This is a genomic window from Bacillus sp. FSL L8-0199, from assembly GCF_038005705.1.
Classification (GTDB): domain Bacteria; phylum Bacillota; class Bacilli; order Bacillales; family Bacillaceae_G; genus Bacillus_A; species Bacillus_A cereus.
On sequence record NZ_JBBOTS010000001.1, the window covers coordinates 5,275,306 to 5,299,051 of the forward strand.

Below are 23,746 nucleotides of genomic sequence, written 5' to 3' on the forward strand. Positions count from 1 at the left end.
CAAATTCCTTCCTATTCTTTCTTATTTTACCGTTTCCTATTTTGTTATGCTACCCTACGATTTCACCTTTCTAAAAAAATAAACTATAATGAAAGCCGGCAAACACGTACGAAGGGAGTAACATTATGTTAAAAATTTTTTCAACTCAATTAAGTGGTTATTTCTCCAGAGTTTCTCAAAAAGAAGAAATGAATATAGAAGATAGCGCTCGTTTACTTGCTCAAGCACTAGTTGGCGATGGTTTCATTTATTTACATGGTACAAATGAAATGGAGGGCGTTGTTGCCGAGGCACTATTCGGTGCTGAACCAATGAAGCAAGCAAAACGCTTATTTGAAAATGGTAAAGAAGCAGAAGTAACCTCTGCGGATCGTGTACTTCTTATTAGCCGTTTTTCAACAGATGAAGCGGTTGTAGAAATTGCAAAAAAACTACAAGAAGAGGGACACTCTATTGTCGGCATTTCTGCTCTTCAAGAAGGTACGGAATCACTCGAACGATATACAGACGTACATATTGATACAAAACTGTTAAAAGGTCTCATTCCAGATGATGAAGGTAATCGCTACGGATTCCCAAGTTTAATAGTAGCTTTATTTGCTTATCACGGAATCAAATTCACAATCGATGAAATGTTAAATGAATATTAAAAAAAGCGCCTTATTTCAGGCGCCTTTTTTATTACTTGCTCTCTTTATTCGTAATAGAAGCTCTTACGAAGTCATGGAACAATGGTTGTGGACGGTTTGGACGAGAAACAAGTTCTGGGTGGAACTGTGCTGCCACGAACCAAGGATGGTCTTTTAATTCAATGATTTCAACTAGACGGCCGTCTGGGCTTGTACCAGAGAATACAAATCCTTCTTTTTCCATATCCGGACGGAACTGGTTGTTGAACTCATAACGATGACGATGACGCTCATATACAACCGGCTCATTATAAGCATTGTAAGCATTGGTTTCTTCAGCAAGCTTACATGGGTATAGACCAAGACGAAGTGTACCACCTAGGTCCTCTACATCTTTTTGTTCTGGTAATAAGTCGATGATTGCATATGGTGTGTCAGGGTTGATTTCAGAAGAGTTAGCACCTTCTAAACCTAATACATTACGTGCGAATTCGATTGATGCAAGTTGCATACCTAAGCAAATTCCTAAGAATGGAACTTTGTTTTCACGAGCATATTGAATCGCAACGATTTTACCTTCTACACCACGATCGCCGAAGCCACCTGGTACAAGGATACCATCTGTATCGCCAACTAATTCTTTTACGTTTTCTGCTGTTACGTGCTCAGCATTTACCCATTTTACTTCTACATCTGTGTCGAATGAGTAACCAGCATGACGAAGTGCTTCTACAACAGAAATATAAGCATCTTGAAGTTCTACATATTTACCAACAAGAGCGATTTTTGTTTTCTTAGAAAGATTACGCACTTTGTTAACTAGCGCAGTCCACTCTGTCATATCTGCAGCTGGATTGTCTAATTTTAAGTGGTCACAAACGATTTGGTCCATGTTTTGTTCTTGAAGAGATAATGGAACCGCATATAAAGTATCTGCATCGCGAGCTTCGATAACTGCTTTTGTATCAATGTCACAGAATAATGCAAGCTTGTCTTTCATATCTTGAGAAACAGGCATTTCTGTACGAACAACGATAATGTTTGGCTGAATACCTAAGCTACGAAGTTCTTTAACACTATGTTGTGTTGGTTTTGTCTTCATTTCACCCGCTGCTTTTAAGTACGGGATTAACGTACAGTGAATGTACATTACATTGTCACGACCGATGTCGCTCTTAATTTGACGGATTGCTTCTAAGAATGGTAGAGACTCGATATCACCAACTGTTCCACCGATTTCTGTAATAACAACATCCGCATTTGTTTCACGGCCAGAACGATATACGCGCTCTTTAATTTCGTTAGTAATGTGAGGAATAACTTGAACTGTTCCTCCTAAATATTCACCGCGACGCTCTTTTTGAAGAACTGAAGAGTAAATTTTACCTGTTGTTACGTTGCTGTATTTGTTTAAGTTAATGTCGATGAAACGCTCATAGTGACCAAGGTCTAAGTCAGTTTCTGCGCCATCATCTGTTACGAATACCTCACCGTGTTGATATGGGCTCATAGTCCCTGGGTCTACGTTAATGTATGGATCAAACTTTTGAATCGTTACGTTTAAACCACGATTTTTTAAAAGTCTTCCAAGAGATGCTGCTGTAATACCTTTTCCTAAAGACGATACTACACCGCCTGTTACAAAAATATACTTAGTCATGAAAAAGCTCCCTTCTATTTTGCTGTTATATAATCACCGTTGCAAAGCGCAACGTATGTAGATAACACTGTATCCATCTTATTGTTAGACTCTTTTTATTTTCTAAACAAAAAACAAAAAAGAAAATTGCTCCCCTCATCACAAAAAGTAATAAGTAGGGAGCAATTTTCTTTTATATTTACACTTTAAAAGTATTATCGTCCTTTTTTAAAGAGCCCAAAAATGATTCTACATGGACGATAATGAAAAGTCAAGAACTACAGTTCTTCCTCTTCTTCTTCTTCAGTTTCATCATACTCAAGTTCTTCTTCAGCGAAGTCGTCGTCATCTTCGTCTAAATCATCAAGATCGTCGTCATCTCCGTCTTCTTCTTCAAGAACTTTGTCCAAATCTTCTACATCGTCTTCTTCTTCAATTACGTCTGCATCGTCGAAGTCATCTTCGTCTTCTTCAATGTAGTCGTCAAAACCGTCTTCTTCAACTTTACGTTTCTTCTTCGGTTTTGGTTGAGGCAAGATTTCTTCATCAATTTGCTCATATGGGTACCAGCTGCGTAGTCCCCAACGATTTTCTCCTAAATTAATGAAACGTCCATCGATGTTTAAGTCTGTATAAAATTGTGCGATTTTCGCATTAACTTGCTCTTGAGATAGTCCCAGCACTTGAGCGATTTCTTGAACCAACTCGTTGAATGTCGTTGCTTGTTTTTTATCCCCTAAAACGCTATGTACAACTTCAATCATTGAACATTCTTTTAGCTCTTCTGGTGAATATTGCTTAAAATCCACTTATGCGGCACTTCCTTTCATCAAATATAACCTTATATATAACGGCCTGCTTAAAAAAATCCATACTATTCATTATAAACAAAAGTCGCACAAATATGCTACAAAAAAAACGGGAAACTTTTATAGGGTAGTAAAATTATAATTTGTCTGTTCCTTATTTCGGAAGCATATGGGCCCCTTGCAATACATACCTAATTTGCATTTCTGTATATTCTTCGAGCGTATACAGTTTTTGCAGCGCCCAGCGTCTAAATCCCCACATCTGTCCTTGTATAAAAATATTATGCGCAAGAAGCTGTATTTCTTTTTTATTTAATGTAAATGTTCCATTTTCCGTACACTGTTCTAAAATATTCTCGAACATTCCTACCATTTGAAACTCCTTTTCTAATACATACGGAAGTGATTCTTTCGGTAAAAAGCGTACCTCTTGATACATTATCAATACTTCCTCCTGTAATTCGTCCATCACTTTAAAGTAATTCGTTATTGCTATCTTTAAACTTTCTATACTCCCTTTTTCTGTACACACTACTTCCTCTAATCTTTCTTTTACATGTTCATATATACTATCACAAACTAAATATAAAACATCATCTTTGGTACGAATGTACTCATAAAGTGTCCCTATACTAAACCCAGCCGCTTTTGCAATCTCTCTCGTTGTTGTACGCGGAAATCCTTTTTGTTTAAACAGTTGCACCGCACCTTTAATCATTTGTTCACGTCTTAACGCAACTAATTTTTCATCTTTCACCGATGCATGCACATTATGTTTAACCATTCCCTTCACCTCTCTATTATTTTTTGGAAGGAAAAAGCGTAGGAAAATACCTACGCTTTCGTTCCTACTTCGTTAACATACGAGAAATTACAAGCCTCTGAATCTCTTGTGTTCCTTCATATATTTGTGTAATCTTTGCATCTCGCATATAACGCTCTACTGGATAATCTTTCGTATAACCGTAACCACCAAATACTTGCACCGCTTCAGTCGTCACCTTCATCGCTGTATCTCCTGCAAATACTTTTGACATCGCTGATTCTTTTCCATACGGAAGCCCTTCTGATTCAAGCCAAGCCGCTTGATATGTTAAGAGGCGTGCCGCTTCTACATCTGTTGCCATATCCGCAAGTTTAAAGCCAATCCCTTGCTGCGCCGCAATTGGTTTTCCAAATTGATGGCGCTCCCTTGCATATTCTACAGAAGCATCTAAAGCCCCTTGTGCAATACCAACAGCTTGCGCCGCAATACCGTTACGACCTCCATCTAATGTTTGCATCGCAACTTTAAACCCTTGCCCCTCTTCTCCAAGTAGATTCTCTACAGGAATACGGCAATCTTCAAACATAATTTCAGTCGTTGGTGAAGAGCGAATCCCTAGCTTGCTCTCCTTCTTCCCAACTGAAAATCCCGGTGTATCACTTTCTACAATAAATGCACTCGTACCGCGCTGCTTCGATTCAGGATCAGTTAGCGCAAAAACAACATAAATATCAGCAATACCGCCATTTGTAATGAAAATTTTTGATCCATTTAAAATATAATGATCGCCATCTCTCTTTGCGATTGTCTTCATTCCACCAGCATCCGATCCAGATCCTGGCTCCGTTAAGCCATATGCACCAATTTTCTTCCCTTCAGCCATCGGTCGTAAAAACTTTTGCTTTTGCTCTTCCGTCCCAAATTTAAAAATTGGCCATCCCGCAAGTGAAGTATGCGCGGACAGTGTTACACCTGTTGAAGCACAAACGCGAGATAATTCTTCAATAGCGATTACGTACGCTAAGTAATCGCTTCCAATTCCGCCGTACTCTTCAGGCCATGGAATACCAGTTAAACCAAGCTCTGCCATTTGATCAAATAACTCTCGATCAAATCTCTCTTCTTCATCACGCTCAGCTGCTGTTGGTGCCACTTCATTTTTAGCAAAATCTCGAACCATTTTTCTTATCATTTCATGTTCTTCTGATAATTTAAAATGCATCTCCGTCTCCCCCTCGCCCTTTTATAAAGCACGGCTAATAACAAGTTTCTGTATTTCACTTGTTCCTTCATATATTTGCGTGATTTTCGCATCACGGAAAAATCGTTCTACTGGATAGTCTTTCGTATAACCGTAACCACCAAATACTTGCACCGCCTCAATCGCGACTTCAACCGCTGTCTTAGAAGCAAATAATTTCGCAATAGATGCTTCTTTACCGCATGGTAATCCTTGTGCCCTAAGAGATGCCGCTCTATATACGAGTAACCTTGCTGCCTCGACACTTGTTGCCATATCTGCAAGCTTGAAGCCAATTCCTTGCTGCGCCGCAATGGGCTTCCCGAATTGCTCCCTTTCTTTTGCATAATCAATTGCACAGCCAAGCGCCGCTTCAGCAATTCCTAACGCCTGCGCACCGATTCCAATTCGCCCAACATCTAAATTCGCCATCGCCACCTTGAATCCTTGTCCTTCTTCCCCAAGTAAATTCTCAGCTGGCACTTTCATATCTTCAAAAGTAAGTTGTACTGTACGAGAACCGAGAAGTCCCATCTTATGTTCATCTTTTCCAATGATTAAACCAGATGTATCTTTCTCTACTATAAATGCAGAAATACCACTTTTTCCTGCCTCTGGATTTGTAGAAGCGAATACAATGTATGTACTTGCTTCACCACCATTTGTAATAAACACTTTCGATCCATTAATAATATAATGATCACCTTTTTTCACAGCTCTTGATTTCAAACTCCCTGCATCTGATCCTGCATTTGGCTCTGTTAAAGCAAATGCACCTAAATATTCCCCTGTTGCAAGTTTAGAAACATATTTTTTCTTCTGTTCTTCTGTTCCGAAATATAAAATCGGATTCATTCCAACTGACGTATGTACAGCTAAAATTACACCAACTGTTGCACTTACCTTTGAGATTTCCTCAATTGCTAGAATGTAAGAAATAAAGTCCATTTCTGCCCCGCCGTATTTTGCAGGCGCTGGAATACCCATTAATCCAAGCTCACCCATCTTTTGCAAAATCTCTTTCGGGAACACCCCTTGTTCCATACTAGGAACAAAGGGGGCTATTTCCTTCTGTGCAAAATCCCGAACCATTTTCCTCATCATTTGCTGCTCTTCATTAAAACGAAAGTTCATATATTCCGCCTCCATTTGCTATATATCCTTTAAATAATTTGGTAAGACCACTATGTTGTAACAAAGGGGGCATTTATTCGTAAACGTAGAATCCACGACCTGTTTTACGCCCTAACCATCCTGCATTCACATACTTACGTAATAATGGACATGGGCGATATTTACTATCTCCTAATCCTTCATGCAACACTTCCATAATGTATAAACACGTATCTAAACCGATAAAATCAGCGAGTGTCAAAGGCCCCATCGGATGGTTCATACCAAGCTTCATGACTTCATCAATTGCTTCTTTCGTCGCTACACCTTCATATAACGTATAAATTGCTTCGTTAATCATCGGTAGTAAAATGCGGTTTGATACAAAACCTGGGAAATCATTCACTTCAACTGGTACTTTCCCAATTTTTTTCGTAATATCTTCAATTGCTTCATATACCGCATCATCGGTAGCCAAACCACGAATAATCTCAACAAGCTTCATAACTGGAACTGGATTCATAAAGTGCATACCGATTACTTTTTCCGGACGCTTCGTTACCGCTGCAATTTCTGTAATTGGCAGAGATGACGTATTCGTCGCTAAAATTGCGTGTTCTGGAGCAATTTCATCTAGATTCGCAAAGATTTTCTTTTTAATATCCATTTTCTCAACAGCTGCTTCAATAATAAGATCCGCTTCTTTCACACAATCTAAATCAAGCGTTACTGTAAGACGATTTAATGTCGCTTCCTTCTCTTCTTCCTTCATGCGTCCTTTTTCTACTTGGCGGGCTAAGTTTTTCGTAATGATAGCCAATCCTCTATCTAATTGCTCTTGCTTTAAATCTTGTACCTTCACGTCATATCCTGCCATTGCACATACTTGTGCAATTCCTGACCCCATTTGCCCTGCACCAATTACAACAATGTTTTGTACACCCATTTTTTCTTCCCCCTTAATTGTTAATAAATTTTATACCCTCGAACTTTAATTAGTGAACTTCAATCATCACTGCGTCCCCTTGACCGCCACCGCTACAAATCGAAGCAATTCCAATTCCGCCGCCGCGCTGCTTAAGTGCATGGATTAGTGTAACGATAATGCGCGCTCCGCTTGCTCCAATTGGATGTCCCATCGCTACCGCGCCGCCATTTACATTCAATTTTTCCGGATCAATTCCTGCGATTTCTGTACTTGCAATTGCTACCGCTGCAAATGCTTCATTAATCTCGAATAAATCGATGTCTTCAATTTTCTTGCCTGTTTTTTCAAGCAATGCGTTAATTGCATAACCTGGCGTTCTTGGGAAATCTTTAGATTCCACTGCAATTGCTGTATGCGCCAAAATTGTCGCTAATGGCTTTCTTCCTTCTTGCTTCGCTCTGTCTTCGCTCATTAATACAAGTGCGGCACCACCATCATTTAGTCCCGGGGCATTACCAGCTGTCACCGTCGCTGTCTTATCAAATACAGGTTTTAACTTTGCTAACTTTTCAATCGTTGTATCTTCACGTGGCGCCTCATCCTTTGCAACGACAATAGGATCGCCTTTTCTTTGCGGAATCGTTACTGGCACGATTTCCTCTTCAAAACGCCCTTCTTTATGCGCTGAAACCGCACGCTGATGGCTACGATATGCCCATTCATCTTGCGCTTCGCGAGAAATTCCATCTTCCTTCGCAACTTCTCCACCATAAACACCCATGTGTGTACCTGAAAATGCGCATGTTAAACCGTCAGCAACGTTTAAATCAACAACTTCGTTGTTACCCATTCTGTATCCCCATCTTGCTCCGCGTAAAATGTAAGGACTGTTACTCATCGACTCCATACCGCCGGCTACAATCAGTGATTGATCGCCAGTACGAATAATCTGATCCGCTAACGTAACCGCACGAAGTCCTGATGCACAAACTTTATTCACTGTTTCCGTCTGCACTTCCCAAGGGATTCCAGCAGCCCTCGCAGCTTGGCGCGATGGAATTTGCCCCTGTCCACCTTGAATAACCGTTCCAAATATAACTTCTTCAACATCACTAGCCGCAACATTTGCTCTTTCCAGCGCTGCTTTAATTGCAATTCCTCCAAGTTCCGTCGCTTTTACATCTTTTAAAGATCCTCCAAATTTTCCAACTGGTGTTCTTGCAGCACTTAAAATAACTGTTTTACTCATGTTTCTTTCCCCCATTTCATTTTTTAACACTGAGCGCTCGCTCGGTATCCCTACGTTGAGAAGAGGTGCAATCATTGCACCTCTTTCTAAAGTTGTATACATTCTTACAAATTACATCGCTTCTTTTTTCTGTCCGATAACAGATCGTTCTAAAATCTCTGTCACATCAAGAGTTTGAACCTTCTCTTCTACCTCTTTCGCTTTCGTTCCATCACTGATCATCGTTAAGCAATATGGACAACCTGTACCGATAATGGATGGCTGTACAGCTAATGCTTGTTCTGTACGAGCAACGTTAATACGTGAACCTGTTGTTTCTTCCATCCACATTAAGCCACCACCTGCGCCACAGCACATTCCCGTTTCACGGTTACGTGCCATTTCTACAAGATTCACTCCAGGAATCGCTTTCAAAATGTCACGTGGCGCTTCATACACTTCGTTGTATCTTCCTAAATAACAGGAATCATGGTACGTAACTGTTTCTTCAATAGCGTGAACAGGCTTTAAGCGCCCTTCTTTCACCCACTGAGCTAACAATTCTGTATGATGATAGACTTCTGCTTGCAAGCCAAAGTCCGGATACTCATTTTTAAATGTGTTATAAGCATGAGGATCAATCGTAACGATTTTCTTCACTCCTGCCTTTTCAAATTCTTCGATATTCTTTGTCGCCATCTCTTGGAATACAAATTCATTTCCAAGGCGGCGTGGTGTATCTCCAGAATTCTTTTCTTTATTACCGAGAATTGCGAATGAAATGCCTGCTTCGTTCATTAACTTCGCAAACGATATCGCAATCTTCTGACTACGATTGTCGTATGATCCCATTGAACCAACCCAGAATAAATACTCGAATTCCTCCCCAGCTTTTGATTTTTCTTTTACAGTTGGAACTGTTACTTCGTCATCACCTTGGCGCCATGTTTCACGCTCTTTACGGTTCAGCCCCCACGGATTTCCTTGACGCTCGATATTTGTCATCGCGCGTTGTGCTTCCGCGTCCATTTTCCCTTCAGTTAAGACGAGATATCGACGTAAATCAATAATTTTATCAACATGCTCATTCATAACTGGGCATTGATCTTCACAGTTACGACACGTTGTACATGCCCAAATCTCTTCTTCTGTAATAACATCTCCGATTAAACTCGGATCGTAAGCGAGCGTTGTAGACGCTGATTCTTGTTGTCCTTTTCCAGCTGCCATCATCGCTAACTGATTTCCTTGTGTATTATTGAAGGCAACTACTGGAACCCACGGTGCTTTTGATGTTACCGCAGCTCCTTTATCAGTTAAATGATCGCGAAGTTTTAAAATTAAGTCCATCGGCGATAACATTTTTCCTGTTCCTGTTGCCGGACACATATTTGTACAACGGCCACACTCTACACAAGCGTATAAGTCAATAAGTTGATTTTGTCTAAAGTCTTCAATTTTACCAACACCAAATGTTTCTTGCGTTTCATCTTCAAAATCAATCTTTTCAAGCTTCCCTGGGTTTGAAAGACGACCGAAGAATACATTAGCTGGTCCTGCAATTAAATGCGCATGTTTTGATTGTGGAACATACACTAAAAACGTTAACAAAATTAGTAAATGCACCCACCAAGAAAAATAGAACACTGAAATGGCTACGGTTTCATTTACCCCGCTAAAAACGTAAGCGATTGCAGAAGCAATTGGTTCACTCCATGAAAGCTCCTCGCCATGCCATATAAGTCCCATACCGTTACCAAGTAGCACAGAAATCATTAAACCACCGATAAAGATAAGAACAAGACCTGATTTGAAGTTACGTTTTAAACGAACAAGCTTTTCTACATAACGTCTATGAAAAGCCCAAAATACTGCAATTAAAATAACAAGTGTGACAATTTCCTGGAAGAATGTAAATGCAGGGTATAGTGGTCCAAGTGGAAGATGTGATCCTGGTGCGAGTCCTTTCCAAACGAAGTCAATTGCTCCAAATTGGACAAGAATAAATCCGTAAAAGAACATAACGTGAATGATGCCGCTTTTCTTATCTTTCAGCAGCTTTTTCTGACCGAAAACATTGACCTTAAGGAGATCCCAACGCTCTTTAAAACGACGGTCAAACTCAATTTTTTTTCCTAATTGTATGTAGGCCATTCTCGTCCGTATAAGATATACAAACAAATATCCTGCATAAGCAATAACAGCAATGGCAGCCAGCCAATTAATAATCAGTAAGCTATTCATTTTTATGCTACCCCTCTCTTTGTAAGCCCTCTTTCTTTTTGAATCTTCAAAAATATATAATTTTCTGAATTATATCCCCTATCCCCATTATATAATGAGTGAGCATTCAGTCAACAGTTTTTTGTTATAGAACAACACATTTTTTCATAAAGCTGTTTATTTCGGTGAAACTATAAAGTGAAACTTTAATCAGTAGGGGCGGTTCTTCCCCCGCTGATTATTAGTTGAACCAATCGGGCTTTTACGGGCAGTTGATTTCCAAACTAACTTCTACTTATTCAACAGTTTTTGAGGTGTGAGGCTTACTGCCCTTTAAAGCGGGATAAAGTGCAACTTTCATCAATGCAACATACTATCCTCTGATGAACTTTATAATAACAACCGTGCTACCCGTATCATTTGTAACACACTGAAGGTGAAAAGAATGCGAAGGAGGGAATTCACTGATGCTCTACTTATCTCTTTTGTTAATATCCGTTGCTCTTTGGATTACAATTGACCTTTCATACGGGAGACTTCTTCATTTAAAACGGGTAAGCTCTCGCACTTTCCCTTTACGTCAAAGTGATTTTCGCCTTTATACATACGGGAAAGATTTATATGACGCTTTATTTACTGACATAAAACAAGCACAGCACCACATTCATATTTTATTCTTCATTGTAAAAACCGATAAAATCAGTCGTGAATTTTTAAAATTGTTGATTGATAAGGCTCAGGAAGGAATTGAAGTACGACTTTTACTTGATCGATTTGGCAGCCATTCTTTATCAAACGAAGCTATTCGCTCCCTGCAAAAACATGGTGTATCTTTTTCATTTTGTCATAAGGTAAAATTTCCTCTTCCTTTCTTTTCTGCCAATCAAAGAAATCATAGAAAAATTACAGTGATTGATGGGAAAACCGGCTATATCGGGGGATTTAATATTGGCGAAGAGTATCTAGGGCATAATGAACACTTAGGATTATGGCGAGACTATCATTTACGTCTTACAGGAGAAGGGGTTCAAGATTTACAAAAGCAATTTTTGCATGATTGGTTTGATGATACGAAACAGAATTTATTGGATGCTTCTCTTTATTTTCCAAAACAACAACCAGGTACCATCCTGCATCAATTTATTCCGACTGATGGTGCTTATTTACAGCATACTTTTTTACATTTAATTAACGGAGCAAAAAAAGAAATCTGTATCGGTACGCCATATTTCATTCCTGGAAAAAAAATTATGAATGCCTTATTAAAAGCAAGAGAAAGAGGGGTTCAAATCACAATTCTTGTTCCAGAAAAAGCTGATCACCCTCTCGTTCGGGAAGCAAAATTCCCGTACTGCCGAAAATTAATACAGGCTGGTTGCAATATTTATGCATTTCAACAAGGGTTTTTTCACGCCAAAATTATTATAGTGGACGATGATATTTGTGATATTGGAACGGCAAACTTTGATATGAGAAGTTTATATATTAATCATGAAATAAACTGCCTGTTATATAATAAACATTTCATTCAAACAGTAAAAAATAAATTTCATGAAGATCTAGAGAATGCATCCGTACTTTCCTATAGCGATGTAAACCCGCCTTCTCTTATCGATAGAGGAAAGGAATGGATTGGAACAATGCTTGCTTTCTTTTTATAGGAAAGACAATGAATAAAAGAGGTGTATCTCATATGATTATACGGTTTGGATATGTCTCACATGCAATGGCACTCTGGGACTGTTCTCCTGCCAAAACAATGACGTTCACAAGCTTTAAGAAACTTAGCAAGCAAGAACGAGAAGACAAACTGTACCATGTTATAAGGCAAAATTTAGAGCACACAATACGTATCCTTCATTACAATATAGCACATGAAATCCCACTATATCGCCTATCGTCTTCCATCGTCCCACTTGCAACACATCCCGAAGTCGAGTTTGACTATATTGGGTTATTCACACCACTTTGGCATAAAATAGGGGCTTTAATTAAAGAACACAATTTACGAATAAGTTTTCATCCAAATCAATTTACGCTATTTACAAGCGACAAGCCACATATTACTACTAACGCTATTACGGATATGACTTACCATTATAAAATATTGGATGCTATAGGCATTGCAGATTCTTCTTACATTAATATTCATGTAGGTGGAGCCTATGGAAATAAAGAAAAGGCAATTGAGCGCTTCCATGAAAACATAAAAAAACTTCCTACACATATAAAAAAACAAATGACTCTTGAAAATGATGATAAAACCTATACAACCGCTGAAACTTTATCAATTTGCCAAAAAGAAAATATTCCATTTGTATTTGATTATCATCATCATATGGCCAACCTTTGCGAGGAACCACTAGAAGAGTTGCTTCCTGCAATTTTTGAAACTTGGTCACATACAAATATCTCTCCTAAAGTTCACATTTCCTCCCCGAGATCGGAAAAAGAATTTAGGGCTCATGCTGAATATATCGATTTAGAGTTTATTAAGCCTTTCTTACACATTGCAAAAAAAAATAATCATAATTTCGATATTATGATTGAAAGTAAACAAAAAGACTTAGCACTATTCCAATTAATAGATGAACTTTCTGCTATAAGAGGAATTAAAAGAATAAGTGGTGCAATGTTACAGTGGTAAATTGTAACTTTGCACCATTTTTTCAAAAAAGTAATTTTTATAGTAAAAAATATTCTATTTTATATGCTATTATTTAAATTAGCATTTTCTCCCCGAGATTCAACTTTATTGAAACGGAGTCATAATATGATTAATCAAAAAAAGTATATACAATCTGTCATAATATACATATTTATATTTGCTCTTTGGATATTCCTTATACCAAGTGAGTCGAATATAAAAGAAATCGGGATTCTTTTCTTATTCTGTTTCGCTGCACTTTTTTCTTGCTATTGCTTATGTAAAGCGATTAGAAAAATGACGCCTGGTGATAAATTATTTTGGATTTTATTATTATGTACTTGTCTATGCGGGTTAGCTATGGAGATAACTTTATTTCTTCCTTCACTTTCTATTCATAAGCAAGTTATATTCTCATATAAAGCATTACCTTTTTTTATCATACAATATGTTTTACTCTTTGTTGGATTTGCTATAAAGTTTATAAAAATTTACTCTATTAAGGGTCTTGCTCAATTTTCATTCGATAGCATATTTATTGTTATTATGAACATTTATTTCACTTTAACTTTTATCTTGGACCTTTCAAGCTTCCGTATGCTAACAAAGGAAACTTGGATTTTAATTGGCTATTTTATTGCACAATCATTAGTAATTTACGCCGTTATTAGTCTATATAGAAGAGAACAATATTCTTCTAGTAGAATCGCATTAATTATCGGTTTCACTATTATACTCGTATACGGTTACATTCATCTGTTTCAATTAAATTTTGGGATGAAAACTTCTCCTGAATTTAATTATTTAATACACACTGCTTCTATTTTATTAATTGGACTTTCTTCCATACTATATATCTTGGATAAACCAATGCAACATGAAACGAAAGCAAAATATTATCGATTCGATTATGTACGTTTTATACTACCTTATTTTAGTATAATTATTACTTTTTCCTTTATTATCATTCAACCTTGGGATGATAAATTTATGTTAATTGGTCTCGTATTATCACTTATTTTGTTATTCTTGCGGCAACTTTACATGTGGAAAGATAATCAAGCACTAATCCTTACATACGAACAGTTGACTACACAACTAGAGGACGAAGTTGAAGAAGGTGCATTTGCATTATCAAAAAGTGAACAACGCTATAAATCTTTATTCGAAGATCATCCCGATGCCGTTTTCTCTTTAAATATGAATGGCATTTTTCAACAATCTAATAAGGCTTGCGAAAGCTTATTTACTGCCTATTATTGCGAAGTGGCAAGCTATTCTCTGGTACACTTCATTGATTCAAAAGACCACGAACTACTAAAGAAGGCTTTACAAATTACAAAGGAAGGTAGGCCACAAACGTTAGAAGTTCGTACAAAAGAACAAGAAGACTATTATTATTATCTTCATATTACACTTATCCCTACTTTTATAAACAAAGAAGTGGTCGGAATGTTTGGGATAGCGCGTGATATTACCACTTTATACGAAAAACAAAAACAAGTAGAGCATTTAGCCTTTCACGATGCACTTACTGGATTACCAAATCGCCGAAAGTTCGAAAAAGATTTAAAAGCCATTTTAAATACAGCTCAAACTAACGCAAATGATGTCGCCGTCATATTCCTTGATTTAGATCGATTTAAAAAAATTAACGATAGACTTGGTCATGACGTCGGAGATTTATTATTAATTGAAGTAGCAAAAAGATTACGCGGTTGCTTGCGTTCAAAAGATATCGTCGCTCGCCAAGGTGGAGATGAGTTTACAATTCTATTACCAGAAATGTACTCAGAAAAAAGTGCAATTTTTATAGCTGAACAGATTTTAACTATTTTAAACAAACCATTCTTCATTCAAGGCGAAGAACTCTCTATTACACCAAGTATCGGAATTGCGATGTACCCTGATTATGGAACTGATGTAAATGAATTAATGAAAAATGCTGATATGGCTATGTACCGTGCGAAAGCAAATGGAAAAAACAGATTTGTTTTCTTCTCAAAAGAAATGAGTATCGCTCAAAATGAAATTCAATTCTTAGAAGGTGAACTTTCAAAAGCATTACAACAAAATGAATTTTTCCTTGAATACCAACCACAAGTAAGCACAAAAACAAAACAAATTATCGGTTTTGAAGCATTAATACGTTGGAAGCATCCAAAACTCGGTATCGTATCTCCTGCCCAATTTATCCCTCTAGCAGAGGAAACTGGTTTTATTATTGAACTTGGCAATTGGATTTTACGTACTGCCTGTTTAGAGGCAAAAAGATGGCATAATCAAGGTTTTTCTCACTTAAAAGTTGGTGTAAATTTATCTGTTGTTCAATTTAACCATGCAGATTTAATCCCAACTATTTCAAAGGTGTTGGAAGAAACAGAACTAAAACCAGAAGCACTAGATATTGAAATTACGGAAAGCATCGCGATTAATCAAAATCAATCTGTAGTTGCAAAACTAGAACAACTTCAAAATCTCGGTATTCAAATTTCAATCGACGACTTTGGAACTGGTTATAGTTCTTTAGCTTATTTAACAAAATATCCAATCAACACATTAAAAATCGCTCGAGAGTTTATTTGTGGAATTACAACTAGCCCTTTAGAAGAAGCAATTGTCTCTTCCATTATTACACTATCAAAAGAACTAAATTTAAAAGTGATTGCAGAAGGTGTAGAAACGGAAGAAGAATGGGAATTTTTACATAAACAAAATTGTGATCACATTCAAGGATTCTTTATTAGCAAACCTGTTTCTAGTAAAGATGTTTGGATGTTACTCCATAAAAAAACAACCGTCTAAGTAAGACGGTTGTTTTTTTAAAACTCAAAAGGCATATCTGAAGCTAATTGTACCTCTTGATCATCATGAGAAATTACTTTGCTTTTCTCTAAAGCTGTATCCGCTAATGAAATACCCCATGTCATTGCTAACGTTAATAGACTACCTATAAGTAGTTTCTTCATATTCCATCACCCACATTTTTTCTTTTAATATATCATGAAAATTTATCCATATATTATGCAATTATGCATATTTAGTTTTTGCGTTATTTTATTTCTTCATTTTTTTCATAAATTTTTCTTTATACGTATGCATTTCTAATATATCAAAAAAGAAATAAGCTTTTTCATAAGCCTCTTCACTCTCTGTCTCATCATAGCCTAGCTTTTCTAAGCATTCACCTTTTTGATAGTATAGTTGCCCAATCAATGCCATACTATTAATTCGACAAGATATTTCAATAGCTTTATTTATTTGATAAAGAGCCTCTTCATATTGATTATCTAAGTATAATGTTTTCGCATAATTATGTCTTACCTTCACATCAAACTCTTTATTTTCAGGTAATGCCTCTAATTGCTTTAATATACCTTCAAATAACTCCATACCTTTCTTAAAATAACCATTTTCAGCATAAATATTTGCAATTGCATTCTCTATATAAAGATTTTGGTACACATCAATCCCAGTTAATTGTTGATTTAACAATTTTTTTAATTCTAAAATACAATATTCATAATCAATTTTCTTCAATACATACGCTGCTACATGATATTGCCATTGAAGAAATTGCTGAAACTCAGGATGATATTCTTCCTTTTTCAACTCATTCCATACTTTATTATAAATTTCTTTATATTTCTTTTGCTTACAAAGCATAATGATTTGATCTTTTAACTGCTTTTTCCTCTCAATATCGGAATAAATGAGTACCTCATAAAAATGAATAATGGGAACTTGTAACTTTGCTGCAATACCTTGCAATATATCCATACTTGGGTATACCGCACCCGATTCAATTCTGCTCACTTCCGATTGATGACATATGTTCTCGGATAACTGTTTTTGTGTTAATCCTCTCAACACTCTAATTTTCTTAATTTCACTTCCTAATTTCTCTGCGTGCATACTTACTCACCATCCCATTATAACAATCTAATTTGTTAAGTTGTCATACCACTACAATAATGTGAATTCGACAATTTTTGATATGAAATAATGCATAATATATATAAAATTCGGCAAATTTTTCATACAATTCATCTCACATACAATAATAGATTAGGAGTGTTATAGATGAATTATAGAAAACTTGCTAGTGCTTTCGTTACATTCGGTCTTCTTTGCCCTTTATCAACAGAAGCTATTCATGCTCAAGAATTAGACAAAAGTGTAGTCAAAGTTGAAATTGCTCAGCCTGGTTTAACAATCGGGAAATTAACACAACCTCAAAATGATACGAAAGAAAATATTGCTAAAAAGTATTTAAAAGGTGAGGTAAATGGGGCGAAAGCTCAACAAGAACAAGTCACTACTGAAAAAAATGTAGATTTCCAACCTACAAATAAAGAAACCAAAGAAAATCAAACCGAAGTTCGCCTTGCACAAACATATAAAAACTATAAAGTATATGGCCAAGATCTCATTGTAAAAGTAGATAAAAATGGAGTAATCACAACTGTTAGTGGTAAAGTTGTTCAAAATTTAAATCAACAACCTAATCTTACTATAACAAATTTTTTGTCGAAAAATGAAGTAAAATCTAAATTACGCGATATAGTTCAAATTCCAAGTGATGCAGTTGAGACAGAATTCTCTAACGAAACCGTTGTTTATAAGAAAAAAGATGGCTATTATACATTCGCAACTGTTATTACATTTACTTATGAAAACAATGAACAAATTATAAACGGCAATGCTATCGTTGATTTAAAAACTGGCGAAGTACTTTTTCAAGAAAAATTCATTAAAAACAAAGAGAATAAGACTATAAATCAAGTAACATCACCTAGATTATCCCCTGCAAGTGAGCAAGGAACTGGGAAAAATGCACTTCAAGAAAACATCTCTTTCAATATTGCCAAAGGAACTGATGGAAAATTTTATTTAGCGGATTTATCACGCGGAAATGGTATTTATATTTATAATGCAAACTACGCTGATTCCCTCGGGGGATATAGTCAAGCTGGTTATCCAGGGACACTAATTTCAAGTAGTACTCCTAGTTTTGCAGATAAAGAAGCCGCGGGCGCTATGAAGAACATGAGTGATATTTACGATTACTTTAAGAAAGAACATAATCTAAAAAGTTACGACAATAAAGATTCAAAAGTTGTTGCTAGTGTACACGGTTTTGATTCTACTGAAGTTAGTGATGGTGTAAAAGAAGACTATGTAAATGCATTTTGGCATCCCGCTTGGAACCAAATGGTATTTGGTGATGGTTTAGACGGAAAACTAACATCCGCTCTTGATGTAACAGCTCATGAATTTGGACATGCTGTATTTAGTGGCACGACGAAAAATAAAGTCGTGAGATATCCAAGTGCTGAAACATCTGCACTAAACGAGGGATTAGCGGATTTCTGGGGTACACAAATCGAATATTACGTAAAGAAAGATAAAGGAAACTGGATTATGGGCGATACATTAGGTGGCCTAACAATTCGTGATATCCCAAGGGAAATTGGTGACGGCGGTCATAAACTATATACAAATTTACAAGATTTCTATAACGATGGTAATAATCAAGAATCACACGTGAATTCTGGTATTATCAGTCACGTATTATATCAATTAGCTGAAGGTAAAACATATAACGGTATTGCTGTCCAAAAACAAGGCAATGAAAAAGTCAGTAAAGTTGTTATGCGTGCATTGCAAAATTATGCAACTTCCGCTGAAGACTTTGAATCACTTCAATCTCACATCGTACAAGCTGCAAAAGATTTATATGGCACTGCCGTATCAAATGAATTTGCAAAGGCATTTGAAGCACACGGTTACAAACCGTTACAAAAAATAAATAAAGTAATAGCGGTACAATAATAAAAAAAGAAGTTTACCAATCATAGGTAAACTTCTTTTCATATCCATCCCTTTTCTTCCGCAATTGTAATTGCTTCAATTCTATTTTTCGCATCAAGCTTCGCTAATACTTCAGAAATATAATTACGTACTGTACCCGGTGAAAGATAAAGTGCCTTCGCAATTTCGTTTGCTGTCTTTCCTTCTTTCGCAAGCAACAATACTTCCTTTTCGCGATCTGACAACGGATTTTGCTCCTGCCATAAGCCAAACATTAAATCTTGGGAGACCTCTCGTTTCCCCTTCATTACATTACGAATTGCTGCAGCTAAATCTTCACTTGGGCTATCCTTTAATAAATAGCCGTGCACACCAGCTTTCATTGCTCTTTCAAAATATCCCGGCCGTGCAAATGTTGTTAAAATCATTACTTTGCATGATGATTTTTCTTTCTTTAACGCTTCAGCAACATCTAATCCACTTTGAATCGGCATTTCAATATCCATGATACTTATATCCGGTTTTAACGATTCAATTAATTTTAGCGCCTCTTCCCCGTTTGCCGCTTGTCCAATTACCTCGATATCATCTTCTAGATCAAGCAGAGCCCCTAACGCACCACGAAGCATCCGCTGATCTTCTGCAATAATAATTCGGATCATGCCCTCACCTCATCTTTTCCTGTTCTAATAACAACTGGAACTTTTACTGTTAACAACGTCCCTGGATTGATTGTACCTAGTTCAACAAATCCATCAATAAGAGCAATTCGTTCTTTCATGCCGCGAATACCATTTCCATCATGATTTTGATCTGTTAAACCGATTCCGTTATCTTCTACTTTCAAAATCAGCTCACCTTGCGATTCTAATACAGAAACTGCGCACCGCGTCGCCTTACTATGTTTTACAACATTTGTAACGGCCTCACGTAAACACATCCCGACAATATTTTGTTCAATTGGTGATAACGAGCTCGATCTTGCTTCTTGCCTCACTTCTAATTTAATATTAGCTGCTTGTAAGATCGCTTTTATTTGCTCTAGCTCTTCTTCTACCGTAATCATACGCATATCAGAAATTAATTCTCTCAGCTGTTTTAAGGCTGTACGAGACGTTTGTGTAATTTCCTTCGCTTCCGCACTTGCACGCTCTGGATTTTTTGCGATTAACTTCTCTACAAGCTGGCTTTTCAAAGTAATAAGAGATAACGTATGCCCTAATGTGTCATGAAGATCTCTTGCAATCCGCTGCCGTTCTTCACGTTTTACTAAGTCTTTAATTTGCTCGTTCGCCTCATCTAATTGATTTCTTAACATCTTTTTCTGATTAAAATTACGCATACCAAATGGCGTAAGAAGCATTAAAATAAACATCGGGACGATATTTACTAAACTTGTTGGTGTTAGTTGATTCATATTTACAAATAAAAATGCTCCAAGCATTATAACTAACGAGCATAACAGCACTCGAAATACTTTCTTATTTGGCGCAAATCCCATCGCACTTGCTGTGAAAAAGCCAAAAAATATCATAAAAGGATTATAAAATAAAGCAAATAAAAAGATGAGTATCATTTGAATGCATGCCCATAAAATAAACGTCTTCTGAACAAAATAAAGCTGACGGTATGTGATAATAAAGAGTATCAACATACCACTCCCTAGCACAAGCTTCCATCCTGATGCTTGTGCTAAGTGATAAATTGGAAATAATAGATAAACAAACCACATGTACGGAAAGAATCCCATATGTTTCGGAAAAATCTCAATCCTCTTCTTCTCTATCATTTATACCGCTTCCTGTCTTTTTCTTATATATATTGATACTACAACAAATATAAGGAAATAACCTCCTAATACCGCGATATTTTCCCATCCAATTGATTTTCCAGCTACAATATCCCACGCACCACTTCCGAAATGGTATGTTGGTGTCCATTCACCAATCGTTCTTAATATTTTGGGGAATACTTCAATCGGCATCCATAACCCGCCAACTATGGCTAAACTCATATTTAAAATATTTGCTAAGCCAGCAGCTGCGTCCGCCTTTTTAATGGAACCTATTACTGTTCCTAACGCTAAAAATGGTGTTACCCCTAACAATAACCATAACCCCGCACCAATCCATTGCCCTACCGTTAACTCAACATGATTAATTAGTATCCCTGCAATAAAGATAACTAATATTGAAAAAGCATTTACTACTGTTTGAGCGATAATTTTTGCTGTTAAATATGCTCCCTCTGGAAGCGGTGTAATTTTTAGAAGATGTGTCCATCCTTGCCCTTTTTCCTGAGAAAGTCTTACACCGAAACTAAAGAGTGCAGTCCCTACAATACTGAAAGTTGCCATCGAAATTAAATAATGTGCTTTCCACGCATCTCCGTTTTGTGGTACTTGAACAACATTTGTGAAAATGTAGTAAAACATAACAGGCATTAATAATGAGAAAAAGATAAATAATTTATTGCGGAATGTACGTAAAATTTCTATTTTGCACTGCATCCATAACGCTCTCATGCGATTTCCTCCTTCTGATTTGCAACGAATTGTTCAAATGCCTCATCAAGACTTCCACGTTCAACTGAAACATCTGTTACAGGTAAACTCCTTTGATAAATGGCTTTTAAAGTTGCATCCGTATCCTCCGTTGTTAAAATGAAGCGTCCTTCGTTTGACTTTACTTCTATTACTTTTGGTAATTCCTTTAGTAATTTTGTAGGAATGCTTTCCTTTGAGTAAAATGTGATTGTTTTTCTCGAAATCGTTGCTTTCATTTCGTCTGGTGTACCATCTGCGATAATCTTTCCGTTCGCAAATAATAAGATACGATTTGCTAAAGCATCTGCTTCTTCTAAATAATGCGTCGTTAAAATAATCGTTTTCCCTTCACTTGCTAACTTTCGAATCGTTTCCCAAAACGTTCTTCGAGACGTAATATCCATTCCGACTGTTGGCTCATCTAAAAATAACAAATCCGGATTTCCCGCAAGTGCAAGCGCAAAGTTTAACCTTCTTTTTTGCCCACCTGATAATTTCTCACATCTTTGCTTTCGCTCTGATTCTAAATTTGATAACTGCAGTAACGTTTCTTTCTCTATAGGATTCGTATAATAACTACGGAATAACTCAATTGCCTCTTCCACCGTAATACTATCAATGACACTTACTTCTTGCAGCATCGCACCGAGGCTATTACGAACATCTCTATGCTTTGGACTCTTTCCAAATATAGAGACCTTACCTTCCGTTGGTTCCTTTAATCCAAGCATCATTGACATCGTCGTTGTTTTCCCCGCACCATTCGGACCAAGCAACGCTACTATTTCCCCTTTATTTACATGAAATGAAACATTATTTACTGCGTTTTTATGTTTAAATGTTTTAGAAACATCATTTACTTCAATAATCTTTTCCATCTCTCCACCCCCGCTGTTTCTTATATTTACATTGTATTCCTTGGAAAACTTAGGAAACAGTATGATGCGTCATGACATCGATATGACAATTGTCATGTATTCTTTATGAGAGGAATCAACCTGCATACCGCAAGCGAGTAGCAGGACGAAAATAAACATGATACAATCGGATAAGATATATATTCGAGGAAGGACAGTGGTTTTCATGATTATTCGTAATGAACAAGATTTAGAAGGCTTACGAAAAATCGGCCGCATCGTTGCGCTTGCACGTGAAGAAATGAAAAAACAAGCGAAGCCAGGTATGACAACGAAAGAGCTTGATTTGATCGGTAAAAAAGTATTAGATGAGCATGGTGCTATTTCTGCACCTGAAAAAGAATATGATTTTCCAGGTGTAACTTGCATTAGTGTAAATGAAGAAGTTGCTCATGGTATTCCAGGAGATCGTGTATTAAAAGAAGGCGACTTAGTAAACGTCGATGTATCTGCTGCACTTGATGGCTATTATGCAGATACAGGCATTTCATTTGTACTTGGAGAAGACGAGGCAAAAGAAAAGCTTTGCCAAGCAGCGGTTGATGCATTTTGGGCAGCAATGAAAAAGGTTAGAGCTGGCTCAAAACAAAATCAAATTGGTCGTGCTGTTTCAAACTTCGCACATAAAAGTGGATACAATGTTATTCAAAACTTAACTGGTCACGGCATTGGTCTTAGCTTACATGAAGCACCAAATCACATTTTAAGTTACTATGACCCAATGGATAATGCGCTTCTAAAAGATGGTCTTGTTATCGCTGTAGAACCGTTCATCTCTATGAAAGCTGATCATATTATTGAACGTGGTGACGATGGTTGGACATTCGTTACACCAGATAAAAGTCTTGTTGCACAATGTGAACATACCGTTGTCGTAACACGCGGTGAACCAATAATCTTAACAGAAATCTAATATAAAAAAACGGTTGTTTTATTCCACATAAAACAGCCGTTTTTTTATTTTTGGGAAAATATGTGAACCATTGTTGAACTCTTTATCATTTAAGTATATAATCTTTAGCGGAGGTTACTTAAGCTTATCTTTACTAAAAAGATATTGTAACTAAGGAGTAAAACACCTTCTTTCTTATTGTTTAAACAGTCTCAAAAATGACCGTAGTAACGTGTTAGTCGAATATTCTGTAATCCTTATATTTATCTAACAATGTAAGAAACTATCATCTTTCAACTTCGGTCCACTAATCGCACAACTCTCTTTAGACAAAATAGATGACTATTTTCAAAGTA

At 36.8% G+C, this 23,746-nt stretch carries 20 protein-coding genes; 6 read left to right on the plus strand and 14 right to left on the minus strand.

Annotated elements, in window-relative coordinates; all coding sequences use genetic code 11:
• The first annotated feature begins 125 nt into the window (after nt 1-125).
• Complete coding sequence (locus NST86_RS27365; protein WP_000912402.1) at nt 126-650, plus strand: DUF2529 domain-containing protein; 525 nt, start codon at nt 126-128, stop codon at nt 648-650.
• 31 nt (nt 651-681) lie between these two features.
• Here the strand turns inward: NST86_RS27365 and pyrG are convergent, their stop codons facing one another.
• The 8 genes from pyrG to NST86_RS27405 form a co-directional block, all read right to left on the minus strand.
• Nucleotides 682-2,289 (minus strand): CTP synthase, encoded by a 1,608-nt coding sequence (gene pyrG / locus NST86_RS27370; RefSeq protein WP_000170460.1) that lies wholly within the window; start codon nt 2,287-2,289, stop codon nt 682-684.
• Between the two features lie 257 nt (nt 2,290-2,546).
• Complete coding sequence (gene rpoE, locus NST86_RS27375; RefSeq protein WP_000346277.1) at nt 2,547-3,077, minus strand: DNA-directed RNA polymerase subunit delta; 531 nt, start codon at nt 3,075-3,077, stop codon at nt 2,547-2,549.
• Between the two features lie 154 nt (nt 3,078-3,231).
• A complete protein-coding gene (locus NST86_RS27380) occupies nt 3,232-3,861 on the minus strand; it encodes a TetR/AcrR family transcriptional regulator (protein ID WP_000238599.1) in 630 nt (209 codons plus the stop codon).
• 64 nt (nt 3,862-3,925) lie between these two features.
• Nucleotides 3,926-5,065, minus strand: coding sequence for an acyl-CoA dehydrogenase AcdA (gene acdA, locus NST86_RS27385; RefSeq protein WP_000545543.1), 1,140 nt, complete (start codon nt 5,063-5,065; stop codon nt 3,926-3,928).
• Between the two features lie 21 nt (nt 5,066-5,086).
• Nucleotides 5,087-6,217, minus strand: coding sequence for an acyl-CoA dehydrogenase (locus NST86_RS27390; RefSeq protein ID WP_001011181.1), 1,131 nt, complete (start codon nt 6,215-6,217; stop codon nt 5,087-5,089).
• A 73-nt stretch (nt 6,218-6,290) separates the two neighbouring features.
• Entirely contained in the window at nt 6,291-7,142 is an 852-nt protein-coding gene (locus NST86_RS27395) for a 3-hydroxybutyryl-CoA dehydrogenase (RefSeq protein WP_000538874.1), read from the minus strand.
• A gap of 49 nt (nt 7,143-7,191) precedes the next feature.
• Entirely contained in the window at nt 7,192-8,475 is a 1,284-nt protein-coding gene (locus NST86_RS27400) for an acetyl-CoA C-acetyltransferase (protein ID WP_002005994.1), read from the minus strand.
• Between the two features lie 9 nt (nt 8,476-8,484).
• Nucleotides 8,485-10,596 carry a heterodisulfide reductase-related iron-sulfur binding cluster gene (locus NST86_RS27405; protein WP_001086779.1) on the minus strand — a complete coding sequence of 704 codons (2,112 nt, stop codon included), beginning with the start codon at nt 10,594-10,596 and terminating at the stop codon, nt 8,485-8,487.
• 446 nt (nt 10,597-11,042) lie between these two features.
• Between NST86_RS27405 and cls the strand changes: the two genes are divergently transcribed.
• The 3 genes from cls (at nt 11,043) to NST86_RS27420 (ending at nt 16,027) form a co-directional block, all read left to right on the plus strand.
• A complete protein-coding gene (gene cls / locus NST86_RS27410; protein WP_016118947.1) occupies nt 11,043-12,236 on the plus strand; it encodes a cardiolipin synthase in 1,194 nt (397 codons plus the stop codon).
• 32 nt (nt 12,237-12,268) lie between these two features.
• Nucleotides 12,269-13,222, plus strand: coding sequence for a UV DNA damage repair endonuclease UvsE (gene uvsE / locus NST86_RS27415; RefSeq protein WP_016118948.1), 954 nt, complete (start codon nt 12,269-12,271; stop codon nt 13,220-13,222).
• Between the two features lie 126 nt (nt 13,223-13,348).
• On the plus strand, nt 13,349-16,027 hold the full coding sequence (locus tag NST86_RS27420; RefSeq protein ID WP_340934751.1) for a DUF4084 domain-containing protein: 2,679 nt from the start codon (nt 13,349-13,351) through the stop codon (nt 16,025-16,027).
• A 17-nt stretch (nt 16,028-16,044) separates the two neighbouring features.
• On the opposite strand, the gene NST86_RS27425 is transcribed toward NST86_RS27420, so the two are convergent.
• Both NST86_RS27425 and NST86_RS27430 read right to left on the minus strand, forming a co-directional pair.
• Nucleotides 16,045-16,191 carry a quorum-sensing peptide PapR gene (locus tag NST86_RS27425; RefSeq protein ID WP_016118950.1) on the minus strand — a complete coding sequence of 49 codons (147 nt, stop codon included), beginning with the start codon at nt 16,189-16,191 and terminating at the stop codon, nt 16,045-16,047.
• 88 nt (nt 16,192-16,279) lie between these two features.
• The gene (locus NST86_RS27430) at nt 16,280-17,137 is read right to left on the minus strand and encodes a helix-turn-helix domain-containing protein (protein ID WP_000542906.1); all 858 of its coding nucleotides are present in this window, start codon (nt 17,135-17,137) and stop codon (nt 16,280-16,282) included.
• Between the two features lie 168 nt (nt 17,138-17,305).
• Between NST86_RS27430 and NST86_RS27435 the strand changes: the two genes are divergently transcribed.
• Nucleotides 17,306-19,057 carry a M4 family metallopeptidase gene (locus NST86_RS27435; RefSeq protein WP_001109514.1) on the plus strand — a complete coding sequence of 584 codons (1,752 nt, stop codon included), beginning with the start codon at nt 17,306-17,308 and terminating at the stop codon, nt 19,055-19,057.
• A gap of 38 nt (nt 19,058-19,095) precedes the next feature.
• Here NST86_RS27435 and NST86_RS27440 read toward each other — a convergent pair whose 3' ends face one another.
• From NST86_RS27440 to NST86_RS27455, 4 genes are read right to left on the minus strand one after another with little or no spacing between them, the layout of a single operon-like run.
• Nucleotides 19,096-19,698: a response regulator transcription factor gene (locus NST86_RS27440; RefSeq protein WP_000619244.1), complete on the minus strand. Its 603-nt coding sequence runs from the start codon at nt 19,696-19,698 to the stop codon at nt 19,096-19,098.
• Nucleotides 19,695-20,825: a sensor histidine kinase gene (locus tag NST86_RS27445; RefSeq protein ID WP_137026007.1), complete on the minus strand. Its 1,131-nt coding sequence runs from the start codon at nt 20,823-20,825 to the stop codon at nt 19,695-19,697. The genes NST86_RS27440 and NST86_RS27445 overlap by 4 nt, the downstream gene beginning before the upstream one ends.
• Nucleotides 20,826-21,560 carry an ABC transporter permease gene (locus tag NST86_RS27450; protein ID WP_001202427.1) on the minus strand — a complete coding sequence of 245 codons (735 nt, stop codon included), beginning with the start codon at nt 21,558-21,560 and terminating at the stop codon, nt 20,826-20,828. It abuts the gene before it with no gap.
• Nucleotides 21,557-22,459, minus strand: a complete 903-nt coding sequence (locus tag NST86_RS27455) for an ABC transporter ATP-binding protein (RefSeq protein WP_000411113.1) — start codon at nt 22,457-22,459, stop codon at nt 21,557-21,559. Before NST86_RS27455 ends, NST86_RS27450 begins: the two co-directional genes overlap by 4 nt.
• 157 nt (nt 22,460-22,616) lie before the next feature.
• Between NST86_RS27455 and map the strand changes: the two genes are divergently transcribed.
• Nucleotides 22,617-23,411 (plus strand): type I methionyl aminopeptidase, encoded by a 795-nt coding sequence (map, locus tag NST86_RS27460; protein WP_003313889.1) that lies wholly within the window; start codon nt 22,617-22,619, stop codon nt 23,409-23,411.
• Nucleotides 23,412-23,746 lie beyond the last annotated feature (335 nt).

What these genes read in the sequence shown, in the direction of transcription:
- NST86_RS27365 (WP_000912402.1), top strand. Translation starts at nt 126, where the DNA reads ATGTTAAAAATTTTTTCAACTCAATTAAGTGGTTATTTCTCCAGAGTT.
- pyrG (WP_000170460.1), bottom strand. Translation starts at nt 2,289, where the DNA reads ATGACTAAGTATATTTTTGTAACAGGCGGTGTAGTATCGTCTTTAGGA.
- NST86_RS27380 (WP_000238599.1), bottom strand. Translation starts at nt 3,861, where the DNA reads ATGGTTAAACATAATGTGCATGCATCGGTGAAAGATGAAAAATTAGTT.
- acdA (WP_000545543.1), bottom strand. Translation starts at nt 5,065, where the DNA reads ATGCATTTTAAATTATCAGAAGAACATGAAATGATAAGAAAAATGGTT.
- NST86_RS27390 (WP_001011181.1), bottom strand. Translation starts at nt 6,217, where the DNA reads ATGAACTTTCGTTTTAATGAAGAGCAGCAAATGATGAGGAAAATGGTT.
- NST86_RS27395 (WP_000538874.1), bottom strand. Translation starts at nt 7,142, where the DNA reads ATGGGTGTACAAAACATTGTTGTAATTGGTGCAGGGCAAATGGGGTCA.
- NST86_RS27400 (WP_002005994.1), bottom strand. Translation starts at nt 8,475, where the DNA reads ATGTATACAACTTTAGAAAGAGGTGCAATGATTGCACCTCTTCTCAAC.
- NST86_RS27405 (WP_001086779.1), bottom strand. Translation starts at nt 10,596, where the DNA reads ATGAATAGCTTACTGATTATTAATTGGCTGGCTGCCATTGCTGTTATT.
- cls (WP_016118947.1), top strand. Translation starts at nt 11,043, where the DNA reads ATGCTCTACTTATCTCTTTTGTTAATATCCGTTGCTCTTTGGATTACA.
- uvsE (WP_016118948.1), top strand. Translation starts at nt 12,269, where the DNA reads ATGATTATACGGTTTGGATATGTCTCACATGCAATGGCACTCTGGGAC.
- NST86_RS27420 (WP_340934751.1), top strand. Translation starts at nt 13,349, where the DNA reads ATGATTAATCAAAAAAAGTATATACAATCTGTCATAATATACATATTT.
- NST86_RS27425 (WP_016118950.1), bottom strand. Translation starts at nt 16,191, where the DNA reads ATGAAGAAACTACTTATAGGTAGTCTATTAACGTTAGCAATGACATGG.
- NST86_RS27430 (WP_000542906.1), bottom strand. Translation starts at nt 17,137, where the DNA reads ATGCACGCAGAGAAATTAGGAAGTGAAATTAAGAAAATTAGAGTGTTG.
- NST86_RS27435 (WP_001109514.1), top strand. Translation starts at nt 17,306, where the DNA reads ATGAATTATAGAAAACTTGCTAGTGCTTTCGTTACATTCGGTCTTCTT.
- NST86_RS27440 (WP_000619244.1), bottom strand. Translation starts at nt 19,698, where the DNA reads ATGATCCGAATTATTATTGCAGAAGATCAGCGGATGCTTCGTGGTGCG.
- NST86_RS27445 (WP_137026007.1), bottom strand. Translation starts at nt 20,825, where the DNA reads ATGATAGAGAAGAAGAGGATTGAGATTTTTCCGAAACATATGGGATTC.
- NST86_RS27450 (WP_001202427.1), bottom strand. Translation starts at nt 21,560, where the DNA reads ATGAGAGCGTTATGGATGCAGTGCAAAATAGAAATTTTACGTACATTC.
- NST86_RS27455 (WP_000411113.1), bottom strand. Translation starts at nt 22,459, where the DNA reads ATGGAAAAGATTATTGAAGTAAATGATGTTTCTAAAACATTTAAACAT.
- map (WP_003313889.1), top strand. Translation starts at nt 22,617, where the DNA reads ATGATACAATCGGATAAGATATATATTCGAGGAAGGACAGTGGTTTTC.